The organism is Rhodothermales bacterium, assembly GCA_034439735.1.
GTDB lineage: Bacteria > Bacteroidota > Rhodothermia > Rhodothermales > JAHQVL01 > JAWKNW01.
Genome location: JAWXAX010000176.1, coordinates 1 through 12,907, shown reverse-complemented (window position 1 = coordinate 12,907; position 12,907 = coordinate 1). Strand labels below are relative to the sequence as shown.

The window sequence follows — 12,907 nt, the reverse complement described above, 5'->3', positions numbered from 1 at the left end:
GCGACGATATCGGAGCCCAGGAAACGCTGTTGGATGAGATCGCCCGGTATGGGTTCGTCAAGGACACCCCCATCGGCGCGGAGACCTGCCAGCGGTGCCACGCCGATGTCGTGGCCCAGTGGGAGGATTCCGCGCACCGTTTCGCGTCGTTCAACAACCCGTTTTATGAGGCTACGCTCGAGGACATGCGCGCCAACGCGGTCGAGCCCAATCCGTGGATCGAGCGGCATATCGCCACGTTCCCCGATATCGGCGCCGACGGCGTCGGGCGGGCGAAGAGCAAGTGGTGCAGCGGATGCCACGATCCGGCGCTCATGCTCGCCGGCAAGATGAACCAGCCCATCGACCGCACCAAGGCGGAAGCTCAGGCCGGCCTCACCTGCCTCGCCTGCCACGCGATCGACACGATCCACGACCGGACCGGAAACGGCAACTACAACATCGCCGACGAGCAGGAGGACCCCTACCTCTTCGCAACGGCCCGCACCGGCACGGTCGGCGCCCTGCTCCACGATGCCGCGCTGAAGGCCAAGCCGACGGTCCACATGCGCCAGATGCTCAAGCCGTTTTTCCGGACAAGCGAGTACTGCGGCACCTGCCACAAAGTGAGCCTACGCGAACCGGTCAATAACTACCGCTGGATCCGCGGACAAAACGAATACGACAACTGGCACGACAGCGGCGTAGCCCTCAACGCGGCCCGCACGTTTTATCTCCCCCCCGTGAAACGCGTCTGCCAGGATTGCCACATGCCCTTCGAGCCGGCGCCGCTGGGCGACGTTTCGGCCCGCGATGGGATGATAAAGTCCCACCGCTTTATCGCCGTCAACACCGCCCTGCCCCACCTCCGTGGCGACACGGAGACCATCAACCGGATCGAGGCGTTTCTGCGCAACGAGAAGCTGCGTGTAGAGGTGTTCGCCGTCTCGAGCGCTTCGAATCCCGAACCGATCATGGACATCGCTGGCACCCTCCCACCGCTGCCGGCCGGGGAAGAGGTCATGGTGGATGTCGTCGTCCGCAACCAGGGGGTGGGACACACGTTCCCGGGCGGCACAAACGATTCGAATGAAGGGTGGCTGGAGTTCACCGTAACCGACGAAGCCGGCGTCACCCTTGCGATCAGCGGCGCCATTGGCGCGGACGGCCACCTGGATCCCATGGCGCACACGTTCAAAGCGGTCCTGGTGGATAAAAACTCCAACCCGATCCAGAAGCGAAACGCGCAGGACATCCACACGACGGTCTACGCCAATGTGATCGGCCCGGGCACGGCCGACCTCGCCCACTATACCTTCCGAGTGCCCGAGGCGATGGCCGGCCGATCGCTCACCGTCCGCGCCCGCCTCCTCTGGCGTAAGTTCGACCGGGCCTACACGGAGTTCGCCTACCACGCGAACCCGGCCGGCTTTGCGGCCTTTGATGCCGTGCCCGATCTCCCGATCACGGAAATCGCCGCACACGCCGTGACGTTGCCGGTGCTGGTGCCGTCTCAACTGGCCGCCGCACCGCTGCGCCCCGTCGCCGCCGGCGACATGGACCCGACGGCCTGGATCCGATTCAACGACTACGGCATCGGCCTCCTGCTAGAAAACGACACCCGCGGCGCCGCCCGCGCCTTCGCCCGCGTCGCCGACCTCGCGCCTGCCCGTGTCGACGGCCCGCTCAATCTCGCTAAAACGGCGCTCCAGGACGGCAACCTCGCCCGCGTCTACGAGCATCTCAACCAGAGTGAGGCCATCGAAGTCGGCGATCCACGGGTGGCCTGGGTTTGGGGCCTAGCGCGCCAGGAAGATGGCCTCTACGACGATGCCGCCGACGCCTACCGCTACGTCCTTGAATCTTTCCCCGAAGACCGCGCCACCTGGCGGCAACTCGGACGCACCCTGTATCTGGATCAACAGTACGAGCGCTCCATCGAAGCCTACACGCAGGCCCTCGCGATCGACCCTGAGGATCGGGAAGCCCATTACCACCTGATGCTCAACCATAGGGCCCTCGGCCAGACTGCCGAGGCCGCGCTGGCCGAGGCCGCATTCGAGCATTACCAGATCGATGAGTCGGCCAGTGAGGTCGCACGCGCCTACCGCCTCAAGAATCCCGGCGTCAACCTGATGGTTCAGGATATCCGGATTCATCGACTTGAAGTGACGGTAGCGCCATGAAGCTCATTCAAAAAGAACGATCTACCACTCTACATCGGCTCAGGTTGGCTCAATCCCTCTTTTCCCGTCATACTGGGCCCCGACCCAGGACCCAGAAAAGTGTTGCAATCTCTCCTGGATCCTGGATCGAGTCCAGGATGATGGGCTTATCCGATGCTTCGATCGGCCTAGTTTTAGTGTTGGTCGCTCTCAGTCTGGCCGGCTGCGGCGGACAGGAAGCCCCCCGGGAGCAGCCGAACTTCACCCGCGAACGCCCCGGCTTCACGCAAGACCGCGCGGCGGCCGACGGCGCCGCGCTCCGCTTCACCGATATCGCCCGGGAGGCCGGCATCGACTTCGTCCACGTCACCGGCGCCTTCGGCCAGAAATGGATGCCCGAAACCATCGGCAGCGGCGGTGGATTCTTGGACTACGATGGGGATGAATGGATCGACCTGCTGCTGGTCAACAGCGCCGAATGGCCGGGACACGAATCAGGCCGGCCGGCGCCCACCGCCAGACTCTACCGAAACAAGGGCGACGGCACATTCGAGGATGTCACGGTCCGCGCCGGCGTGGACCTCACCCTCTACGGCATGGGCGCGGCCTTCGCGGATTTCGACGCCGACGGCGATACGGACATCTACCTCACCGCCGTAGGCGACAACCGCCTGCTCCGCAACGACGCCGGCCGATTCACCGATGTAACCGCCGCGATGCGCGTCTCCGGCAATAATCTGGCGGCGGACGCCCCGCCGGCGTGGTCCAGCAGCGCCGTCTGGGTGGATGTGGACCGCGACGGCTGGCTCGACCTGTTCGTCGCGAATTACGTCCGCTGGACGCCCGAGACAGACATCTACGTGACGCGGGACGGCAAGACCAAGTCTTACGCCACCCCGGAAGGATATAAAGGCGAGTCAAGCCGACTGTACCGCAACCTCGGCGGCCGGGGTTTTGAGGACGTGACCGATGCCGCAGGCGTCTTTAACCCCGAGGGCAAGTCGCTCGGCGTGGCCGTGGCCGACTTCAACGCCGACGGCTGGCCCGACCTCGCGGTGTCCAACGACACCCAGCCCAACTTCCTGTACATGAACGCGGGGGACGGCACGTTCACGGATATCGGGATCGCCGCCGGCATCGCGTATGACGAAGTGGGCCGCGCCCGGGCCGGCATGGGGATCGATGTGGGAGATATCAACAACGATGGCAAACAGGCCATCGCCATTGGCAACTTCGCCCGCGAGCCGATCTCGCTCTATACCCAGGTGGGAGATGGCGCGTTATTCCAGGACCGCGCCGGGGCGGCGCGCCTCACCAGGCCCTCCTTGCTTTCGCTGACCTTCGGCATCCACTTCGCCGACCTCGATCTCGACGGCCGGCTGGACCTACTAGCCGCCAACGGCCACATCGAACCCGAGATCAACGCCATCCAGCAGGACATCACGTTCGCGCAAAAGCCTCAGCTCTTCTGGAACGACGGAAAGCAGTTTGTCGACATCGGGGACCAGGCCGGTGCGGCTTTCGCCGAGCCCATCGTCGCCCGCGGCCTGGCGACGGCGGACATCGACCTGGACGGTGATCTGGATGTGCTGATCACAGTAAACGGCGGATCTCCCAGGCTCCTGCGCAACGACACTGAATCGGCCGGCTGGATCCGGCTCGAGTTCGAAGGGAAATCGCCCAACCGGCAGGCTATCGGAGCGCAGGTGGCCGTGTGGGCCGGCGGCGTCGCCCAACGACGCATGGTGCGGACGGGGTCGTCCTACCTGACACAGTCGGACGCCACGGCCCTATCGATCGGTCTCGGGGCCGCTTCGCAGGCGGATAGCGTGCTCGTCCGATGGCCAACCTCGGGCATCGTCACCCGCGTGGGACCCATCCCTGCCGGTGAAACGCGAATCGTGCGGGAGTGAGTATCACAGCACATCCTTCAACGCCTGCGCATCGTGCGGGCTGAGCTCGCCCAGGATGAGGTGGCCCATGCGGTCACGCTTGGTACGGAGGTACTTTTCGTTGACGTCATTCGGCGCGATTTCCACTGAGACGCGCTCGACGATTTCGAGGCCGTAGCCGGCGAGGCCGACCCGTTTGGTGGGGTTATTCGTCATGAGGCGCATTTTCCGGATGCCTAGATCCCGAAGTATCTGACAGCCGGTGCCATAGTCTCTGTGGTCCATGTCGAACCCGAGGGCTTCGTTGGCCTCTACCGTATCCATCCCCTCTTCCTGCAGCTTATAGGCGAGCAGTTTATTGACCAGGCCGATGCCGCGGCCTTCTTGTTTCATATAGAGGAGCACCCCACGCCCCTCGAGTTCGATCTGCTGAAGCGCCATCGCGAGCTGATCGCCGCAGTCGCACCGCATCGATCCGAAGATGTCGCCGGTGACGCACTGAGAGTGAACGCGCACAAGCACCGGGTCCTCCTCCGTCCACTCGCCTTTATGGAGGGCCAGATGGACGTCGCCGGTGAGGCGTTCCTCGTAGGCTGTCAGCGTGAAATCGCCAAAGCGGGTTGGCATATGGACGGAAACCAGTTTGCGCACGAGATTCTCGTGGCGCAGACGGTAGGCGATCAGGTCCTTGATAGTGACGATGCGCATGTCGAACTGGCGCGCGATGACGCGGAGTTCGGGCACGCGGGCCATGGAGCCGTCTTCATTGAGGATTTCGACGAGCACGCCGGCGGGCGCGAAGCCGGCCAGGCGGGCGAGGTCGACGGCCGCTTCCGTGTGTCCGGTGCGGCGCAGAACACCGCCTTCTAAGGCCCGCAGAGGGAAGACATGGCCCGGTCTTGCGAAGTCATCCGGGCGCGAAGTGGGATCGGCGAGCGCGGCGATGGTGCGTGCGCGGTCCGCCGCGGAGATACCTGTCGACGTGCCGATCCGATAGTCCACGGACACCGTGAAGGAAGTCTCGTGGAGGGCCGTATTGGAGCTGACCATCATATCCAGGTTCAGCTCTACGGTCCGTTCGCGGGTGAGCGGGACGCAGATGAGTCCGCGCCCCTGAGTGGCCATAAAATTGACCAACTCCGGCGTGATCGTCGCGGCGGCTCCGATGAAGTCCCCCTCGTTCTCACGTTCCTCGTCGTCGACGACGATGACGAGCCGGCCGTCTCGGATGTCCTGGATGGCCGCTTCGATCGAGTCGAAGCCCGCCGGGTTGCTCCCGTTCGGTTCCGCGTGTTCTATATCCATACCCTTGCGCATGAATCAACGTCCTGAATGCTCTATCGCACGGCGTTTTACCCGCAGAATGGGGTCAGGTTCGATGGACGAGCACGCGGAGAGGCATCGTCGCCGCTATTCCTTCACGTCGATGCGCGCGATGGCGCTCTTATCGACGCGGATCTTGGTGCTGCTGCCCTTGTCGATCTCAACGAGCACACTGCTTTCATCCACCTGCGCAACGGTGCCGTGGATGCCACCGATCGTGACCACGCGCTCCCCCTTTTTCACGGCTTCAATCATCTTTTTCCGTTCCGATTCGCGCTTTTGCTGCGGGCGAATCATGAAGAAGTAGAACACGACGAAGATGAGCACCAGAGGCAGAAACGTCAGAATCGGGTTCTGATCCTGGGAGGGCTGCGCCATGAGGAGGAGGTCGAAGGACGGCATCATGGGATGGAGCAACAGGTTACGGGGGTGCAGAGTGGGGGTGTGCCGAGAAGATACGGCGCTCGAACGAGAAGTTGCGACAAAAAAAGTAGGGCAAGCTTACCGCATCGCACCGCTACAACCTCCTACCGCTGCTACCTTCCGGTCCTGACGGGGTTCAGAGGGAGCTGGTCGTACGGGACTTGCCCCATGTTGGCGCGAGACGTTTTGATCTCGCGGTTGGATGGGGGCAAACAGGCGAAAGCGGGAATGGTTCCGGCTGCGCCGAAAGGCAAAAGGGAAAAGGCAAAAGGGAAAAGCTAAAAGGCAAAAGAGTTGATTTTTCACCATTAGTCGTGGTGCAGGGTATGCTGGCAGCCCCAAATGTGTCTAAATCAATAGGTACATCACGCATTTTCGACACGGAGATTTGACAGGGAGATTTGACAGGGAGAGCCTCCCGCAGGAAACCATCAATGTACCCCATGAACAACCTACACACGCGCTTCTTCGAATTCGCTGTTGCTCTGGCGAATTGTGTCGAGCAAATGCCAGGCACATACCTGGGTAGACATATCGCACATCAACTGATTCGGAGCGGTACCGCACCTCTGGCCAATTATGCGGAGGCCGGAGCCGCGGAGAGTAGGCGTGATTTCATTCATAAGATGGGCATCTGCCTGAAAGAACTCCGTGAATCGGTGACCTGGCTTCAACTTGCCGAACGCCTGGCACTGGGCAACCCAGAAGCACTCGCTGCCGTGCGCGATGAGGCACAACAACTTACGCGAATAACGGCTCAGTGCATACTGACCGCAAGAAAGCGCCTAAACAACAACCCGCCCTAACCGGACCGATTGCTCCTATCCCCACCACCCTCCTCCCCCAATCCTCCCTTTTCCTTTTGCCTTTTCCCTTTTGCCTTTTGCCCTAATACAGCGTATTCGCATCCACATCCACCGCCAATCGGTAGCCATGCGGCAGGGCGCCCAGGGCTGTCGTGGCCTCGCGGAGGAGCCGCTGCAAGTCGTTCCCGGCGACTCGCCGCGTGGCTTTCAGGACGACGTGGTAACGGAACTGATTCTTGACGCGCCCGATAAGCGCCGGCTGGGGCTCGAGGACCTGCACGACGCCGGCCGGCACGCCCTGCGCCCAGCGCTGCGCCAGTCGCTCCACCTCCTTCTCCTCTGGCCCTCGGAACTCGACCCGCGTGACGCTCCCGTACGGCGGATACCCGAACTCCTGACGCCCGGGCAGGGCGGCGCGAACAAATCCATCGACGTCGTGCGCGCAGGCGAACTGGATGACGGGGTGCCGGGGATTGCGGGTTTGCAGCAGCACCTCGCCGCATAGGCCGGCGCGGCCGGAGCGGCCGGCGACCTGGGTCAGTAGCTGAAACGACCGCTCCTCGGCCCGAAAATCGGGTATCAACATCCCCACATCGGCATCGATCACCCCCACCAGCGTCACCCGCCCGAAATCCAGCCCCTTTGCCACCATCTGTGTGCCTACCAGGATGTCCGCGTCACCACGCCCGAACCGGTCCAGCAGCGCATGGTGGGCATTTTTCCGGGTCGTCGTATCCAGATCCATCCGCAACACGCGGGCCGCGGGAAAATAGGCCGCCAGCTCTTCCTCCACGCGCTGGGTGCCGGCGCCGAGCCGGCTCAGCTCGGTGCTCCCGCACTGCCCGCACACCCGAGGCATCCGCTCCGCCTTGCCGCAATAATGGCAGCGGAGGTGGTTGTGCGCTTTGTGGTAGGTGAGGGTGACCGAGCAATCCGTACATGCCGGCGACCAGCCGCACGCCATACACTCGATCACGGGCGCATATCCGCGGCGATTCTGAAGGAGGATCACCTGCTCGCCCCGCGTCAACCGCAAGGCGATGCCCTCCCGCAGCGCCTCGGAGAGGGCGCCGGGCAACTTGTGCTTCTTGCGCTCTTTTGTAAGATCCACCACCCGGATCTCGGGCAGCGACGCGGCCTCGCGACCGGGCACGGGCACGCGATGCGGCATCAGCAGCAGCGTGTATTTGCCGGCCTCGCGGGCATTGACGTAACTCTCGAAACTCGGCGTCGCCGAGCCCAGCACACACACGGCCCCGCTCATGTGGGCGCGCATCACGGCCACATCCCGTGCATGGTACCGGGGCGCGGGGTCGGCCTGTTTATAGGAACCCTCGTGCTCCTCGTCCACCACGATCAACCCGACATTTTCCAGCGGCGCCAGGATGGCCGAGCGGGGCCCGATCACGACATCGAAGCGGCCCCCGCGCAGGTGCCGCCACGCGTCGTACCGCTCGCCGGGGCTCATCCTCGAATGCAACACGGCGATCCGGTCGCCGAAGTGGGCCCGAAAGCGCTGGACGGTCTGCGGCGTCAGGGCGATTTCCGGGACGAGGATGATGCCTGTTTTCCCTTGTTCCAGCACCCGCTTCAGGGCGGCGATGTACACCTCCGTCTTCCCGCTGCCGGTGACGCCCTGGAGCAGAAACGTCTCGAACCGGCCGGCATCGATCGCCTCACCCATCCGCTCGAGCGCCGCCACCTGCGCCGGGTGCGGCGCGTGGTTCGGAGGGGCATCCGGCACGGCCGGCATCTCGCCGAGGGGGGTACGGATCACCTCGCGCTCGATCACCTCGACATACCCGCGCTTCGCCAGGCTGGTGAGGGTGCTCGCGGAAGCGCCCGTCGTGGCCAGCAGATCGCGCTGTGACATCACCTCGCCATCGGCCAGGGCATCGAGCACGGCCTGCTGCCGGTCGCCCAGCTTTTCCTCGCCGGCCGGCGCGCCGAGCCGGCGTACGTACTTCACCTGTTTGATGCGCACCTGCGCCTGACCGACGGCGCTGCGCACCACGATCAGCCCCTCCGCCTCCAGCCGATCCACTATCGGCCGCGTTACGCCATGGATCGCCTGGCGCAGTTCCTCGAACGTGGTCTCCCCCTCCTCCTCCAACCACCGCAGCACCGCCGCCTCGCCCCCTCCAATCGACGCCTCGTCATACCCTTTTTCGGTTCGGGAGATCGAGCGTTCTTCGGCTACGTCGGTGCCCGACGGCAGCGCCGCACGCAGCACCTCGCCCCAGCCGCAGACGTAGTAGTCCGCCATCCAGCGGGTGAGACGGAGCATCGTGTCGGTGAACGCCGGCTGATCGTCGAGGACGTCCAGAATCGCCTTCAGCTTTCCAGTCGCGCCGGAATCGCCCACCCCCACGATCACGCCGGTCTGGCTCCGGTGCCCAAACGGAACGAGGACGCGGCAACCCACGCCCGCACGCTCCCGCAGATGAGGCGGTACCGTGTAGGTAAACGGTTGATCCAGCGGCAGCGGCAGGGCTACCTGGACGGTTTCAGGCATCGATCCCCACCATCTCCGCGCTCAGCCGCCAGAGCCGCTCCGCGTCGTCGTCGTGGTAGGCCGCCGACGCAGCGCGGACGGATTTCTTCCCGTCGAAATACTGACCCGTTACGCCGGCCACGTCGGGCGAACTGGCCAGGTATATAGACGTCTCCGCTCCCTGCTCGGGGCTCAGGTAAAACAGCCCGAGTAACCGAAACCCGATCGCCAGCGGGTGCCAGCCGCTGCCGGCGATGTTCGTCCGCACCACGCCGGGGTGCAGGCTGTTGGCCGTCACGCCCGTTCCGTCCAGCCGGCGCGTCAGCGCGCGGGTGAAGAGGATGTTGGCGAGCTTGGACCGGGCGTAAACCCGGTACGGAGCAAACCGGCGGACGGCCTGCAGATCGTCGAAATTGAGCCGGCTCCGCTTGTGGGCATTGGACGATACGTTTATGATCCGCGCCGGCGGGCTCGCCTTCAACCGGTCCAACAACAGGTGGGTGAGCAGGAAATAGGCGAGATGATTTACGGCGAAGGTCATCTCGAACCCATCGACGGTCTCCTCCCGCTTCGCGCGGACCAGGCCGGCGTTGTTTACCAGCACATCCAACCGATCGAACCGATCCAGAAACGCCCCCGCCACCCGCCGGATGTCGGCCAGCGAGGCGAGGTCCGCCTGGAGCAGGTGGATGGCGTCGTTGCCCGACTCGCGTACGATCCGCTGCCGCGCCTCCTCGCCGCGGGCCGCGCTGCGGCAGAGCATCACGACCTCGTACCCCTGTCGGGCCAGTCCGAGCGCCGTATGGTACCCGATGCCGGCGTTGGCGCCGGTTACCAATGCAACTAAAGGTTTTAGATTCAAGATTACAGATCCTACCGCTAGTTTCGAGGTGCGCGCTAAATGGCGAGAGCGTTAAAAAACGCTTTTACGTTGTCTGCCACCGACTTCGGGCCGCCGAAGATGGCGCTGCCGGCGACGATGACGTCGGCGCCGGCGTCCACCACGTCGCGGACGTTGGAGGCTTTGACCCCGCCGTCCACCTGCAGGTGGATGTCCAGCCCCCGCGCCTTCATCTCCTGGCGAAGCTGGCGGATTTTCCGGGTACTGCCTGGAATGTACGCCTGGCCACCGAAACCGGGGTTGACGGTCATCACCAGCACGAGGTCGACCAGTGGCAGGATCTCATCGAGCGTCGAGAGTGACGTCGCCGGATTGAGCGTGACGCCGGGCAGGGCGCCGGCCTCGCGGATCTGCTGGACGGTCCGGTGCAGGTGCGGGCAGGTCTCGACATGGACGGTGATCCGCTGCGCGCCGGCCTTCGCGTACGCGTCGATGTAGCGCTCCGGCTGTTCGATCATCAGGTGGACGTCCAGCACGGCGCCGGTCTCCCGAGCCAACGGCTTCAGCGCCTCGACAATGAGCGGGCCGATGGTGATGTTGGGGACGAAGTGGCCGTCCATGACGTCGATATGCAGCCATTGCGCGCCGGCGACCACCGCCTCGCGGGCGTGCGCCTCAAGCCGGGCGAAATCGGCCGACAGAATGGATGGGGCGAGGATGGGCATAAAATGGTTGGCAGGTTGCAGGTTGGCAGGTTAGCAGGCCTGTCCTGAGGGACGGCGGCGAAGCCGACGGACCCGAAGGATTGCAGGTTGATTAGGTGGAATACTACGTTTGATCTTCGAAACTGGGCCTTGCTTTCGATAAGGCCCCTCCTCAATCCGAGGAGGGGCAAATCCCGTCGGCGCGAAGCGTTGACGGAATGGGGAGGAGTGGAAACCCAGGCGACTCCTCCCTCCAGGAACGACCTCTACTCAATAGCGGCGAGAACGTTCACCCTCCCCCTCCGTAACGCCCCACTGGCCGGGATGACCAAGAGTCACCTAACAGCTTGATCACCGATACCTTAATACGATGCGCTCGCACTTCATCCTCCTATCCTTGCTTCTCTTCCTCGCCGGCTGCGACAGTGGCGGCAACGACGACGGCCCCACGCTCGAAGAAGCCTGTAGCATCGATCTCTCCCTGCTGCGCGATGGCGGCGTGGGCAAGGACGGGATCCCGGCGCTCACCAACCCGGCGTTTGTATCGGCCCCATCGGCCACGTATTTATCCGACGACAGCCGGGTGATCGGGCTTGTCGCCGGCGACCGCGTCATCGCCATCCCCCATAACATTCTCTGGTACCACGAGATCGTCAACATGGACCTCGCCGGCGCCCCGCTGGCCGTCACCTACTGCCCGCTGACGGGGTCGAGCATGGCGTTCGACCGCACGGCCGCCGGCGGCGCGGAGTTCGGCGTATCGGGCCTCCTCTTCCAGAGCAACCTGACGATGTACGACCGGAACACGGAAGAATCCTTCTGGCCCCAGATGAACCGCCAGGCCGGCTGCGGCGAGCGCGACGGAACCCGGCTGGAGATGGCGCCGGTGATCGAAATGACCTGGGCCGGCTGGCAGGCGCTACACCCCGATACAGAGGTCCTGTCGGGGCAGACGGGCTTCGGGCGTAACTACGCGGAATCGGGGTATCCGTATGGCGATTACGAAGTCGAGAGCAACCGGCGGCTTCTGGTTCCTTCCCTGCCGATCGATGGCCGCCGGCCGCCGAAAGAGCGCGTCCTGGGCATCCCGGGCGCGGACGCCGTCGCCTACTCGTTTGGCCTCCTGGATGACGGTTCGCCGATGCGGGTCGTCGCGGATACGGTGGACGGGCAGCCGGTGGTTGTGTTCTGGGACCCGGCCAAAAAGGCCGCGATGGCCTACCGCCCCGTCCTGAACGGCGCCCCGATTGTCTTTGAAGTCCATGAGGGAAGGATCGAGGATACGGCGACAGGTTCGACCTGGGAGGTAGACGGCCGGGCCGTGGAGGGAGAGCTTGCCGGCAGCCGGCTGGAGCCGATCGCCGAGGCCTATGTGGCGTTCTGGTTTGCCTGGGCGGTGTTCGAGGAGTCGACGAGACTGTGGGGGGTGCCGTGAAGGTCCCGCCTGATCACATTGTCAACAGCGCCAATGTAGAGACGCTCCTGTGGAGCGTCTCAGCGAGGCCACCATGTCGCCGGAAATTCTGGATTTGGTTTGCAGAAAAGACGCTCCACAGGAGCGTCTCTACGGTATTTCTTGTATTCATGCTCTCTGCCGCCCACGCCCACGCCCAATGGACCCAGGCCCCACGCACCGGGTGGGCGCAGGCGAGTGTGTACCGTCACCAGACCTCGCGCACCTTTAACGCCGAGGGCCGGTCGGAATCCATTTTCGCCGACGGGCACGCGGCGACCACCTCGTTGTACCTCACCGCGGCGATGGGCCTTTTCCGGGGCGTGGACGTGTGGGCGCAGCTACCCATCAACCATCTTATTTTCGAAAACGCCGCCGGCCGGCGCGAGCGCCTCGGCGTGGGTGACCCGCGGTTTTACCTGCGTGTGTCGCCCATGCTGGTGGGCAAGAACCTGCCCGTCGCGCTCCGGGCCGGCGTGAAGTTACCGGGCGGCGACTTCCCCGTCGACGCCGAGATCATCCCGCTCGGCGAGGGGCAGCGGGACTGGGAGTTGATGGTGGAGTTTGGCCACTCGTTGTATCCGAAGCCGGTGTACGTCGCCGGCTGGGTTGGGCGTCGGTGGCGGGAGACCAATGTGGAGGCCGCCCGGAAACCGGGTGACGAATGGTTCGGGTTCCTCTCCGCCGGCGGCCAACGCGGCCGGCTGGTGTGGAAGATGGTCGTGGAAGGATGGCGGGGCGATGCGCCCCGGATTCAGGGCTTCGCCATCCCCTCCGCCCGCCGCGAGATGGTGCAGATTACCCCAACGGTCGGGTGGGATGTGGGC

At 64.3% G+C, this 12,907-nt stretch carries 10 protein-coding genes and 1 other RNA gene; 5 read left to right on the top strand and 6 right to left on the bottom strand.

The features are described from left to right. Window positions 1-2,165, top strand: a 2,165-nt coding sequence (locus SH809_13645) for a tetratricopeptide repeat protein (GenBank protein ID MDZ4700747.1), incomplete at its 5' end; no start/stop codon positions are given. Window positions 2,166-2,341: 176 nt separating this feature from the next. Continuing rightward, on the top strand, window positions 2,342-4,057 hold the full coding sequence (locus SH809_13640; protein MDZ4700746.1) for a CRTAC1 family protein: 1,716 nt from the start codon (window positions 2,342-2,344) through the stop codon (window positions 4,055-4,057). Between the two features lie 3 nt (window positions 4,058-4,060). Here SH809_13640 and SH809_13635 read toward each other — a convergent pair whose 3' ends face one another. The 3 genes from SH809_13635 to ffs form a co-directional block, all read right to left on the bottom strand. After that, a complete protein-coding gene (locus SH809_13635; GenBank protein MDZ4700745.1) occupies window positions 4,061-5,341 on the bottom strand; it encodes a bifunctional 3,4-dihydroxy-2-butanone-4-phosphate synthase/GTP cyclohydrolase II in 1,281 nt (426 codons plus the stop codon). Between the two features lie 105 nt (window positions 5,342-5,446). Next, window positions 5,447-5,764 carry a preprotein translocase subunit YajC gene (yajC, locus tag SH809_13630; protein ID MDZ4700744.1) on the bottom strand — a complete coding sequence of 106 codons (318 nt, stop codon included), beginning with the start codon at window positions 5,762-5,764 and terminating at the stop codon, window positions 5,447-5,449. An 85-nt stretch (window positions 5,765-5,849) separates the two neighbouring features. Next, an RNA gene (ffs, locus tag SH809_13625) (signal recognition particle sRNA small type) lies at window positions 5,850-5,949 on the bottom strand. Window positions 5,950-6,225: 276 nt separating this feature from the next. Between ffs and SH809_13620 the strand changes: the two genes are divergently transcribed. Next, window positions 6,226-6,588 (top strand): four helix bundle protein, encoded by a 363-nt coding sequence (locus SH809_13620; GenBank protein MDZ4700743.1) that lies wholly within the window; start codon window positions 6,226-6,228, stop codon window positions 6,586-6,588. A gap of 82 nt (window positions 6,589-6,670) precedes the next feature. On the opposite strand, the gene priA is transcribed toward SH809_13620, so the two are convergent. The 3 genes from priA to rpe are packed head-to-tail and all read right to left on the bottom strand — an operon-like array spanning window position 6,671 to window position 10,648. Then, window positions 6,671-9,103: a primosomal protein N' gene (gene priA / locus SH809_13615; GenBank protein ID MDZ4700742.1), complete on the bottom strand. Its 2,433-nt coding sequence runs from the start codon at window positions 9,101-9,103 to the stop codon at window positions 6,671-6,673. Further along, entirely contained in the window at window positions 9,096-9,920 is an 825-nt protein-coding gene (locus tag SH809_13610; GenBank protein MDZ4700741.1) for an SDR family oxidoreductase, read from the bottom strand. Before SH809_13610 ends, priA begins: the two co-directional genes overlap by 8 nt. Window positions 9,921-9,979: 59 nt before the next feature. Further along, window positions 9,980-10,648, bottom strand: coding sequence for a ribulose-phosphate 3-epimerase (gene rpe / locus SH809_13605; GenBank protein MDZ4700740.1), 669 nt, complete (start codon window positions 10,646-10,648; stop codon window positions 9,980-9,982). A gap of 349 nt (window positions 10,649-10,997) precedes the next feature. Here rpe and SH809_13600 point away from each other — a divergent pair, with 349 nt between their 5' ends. Both SH809_13600 and SH809_13595 read left to right on the top strand, forming a co-directional pair. Then, window positions 10,998-12,062 carry a DUF3179 domain-containing protein gene (locus SH809_13600; GenBank protein ID MDZ4700739.1) on the top strand — a complete coding sequence of 355 codons (1,065 nt, stop codon included), beginning with the start codon at window positions 10,998-11,000 and terminating at the stop codon, window positions 12,060-12,062. Between the two features lie 149 nt (window positions 12,063-12,211). Continuing rightward, on the top strand, window positions 12,212-12,907 hold a 696-nt coding region (locus SH809_13595; protein MDZ4700738.1), incomplete at its 3' end, for a hypothetical protein.

What these genes read in the sequence shown, in the direction of transcription:
- SH809_13635 (MDZ4700745.1), bottom strand. Translation starts at nt 5,341, where the DNA reads ATGGATATAGAACACGCGGAACCGAACGGGAGCAACCCGGCGGGCTTC.
- yajC (MDZ4700744.1), bottom strand. Translation starts at nt 5,764, where the DNA reads ATGATGCCGTCCTTCGACCTCCTCCTCATGGCGCAGCCCTCCCAGGAT.
- SH809_13620 (MDZ4700743.1), top strand. Translation starts at nt 6,226, where the DNA reads ATGAACAACCTACACACGCGCTTCTTCGAATTCGCTGTTGCTCTGGCG.
- priA (MDZ4700742.1), bottom strand. Translation starts at nt 9,103, where the DNA reads ATGCCTGAAACCGTCCAGGTAGCCCTGCCGCTGCCGCTGGATCAACCG.
- rpe (MDZ4700740.1), bottom strand. Translation starts at nt 10,648, where the DNA reads ATGCCCATCCTCGCCCCATCCATTCTGTCGGCCGATTTCGCCCGGCTT.
- SH809_13600 (MDZ4700739.1), top strand. Translation starts at nt 10,998, where the DNA reads ATGCGCTCGCACTTCATCCTCCTATCCTTGCTTCTCTTCCTCGCCGGC.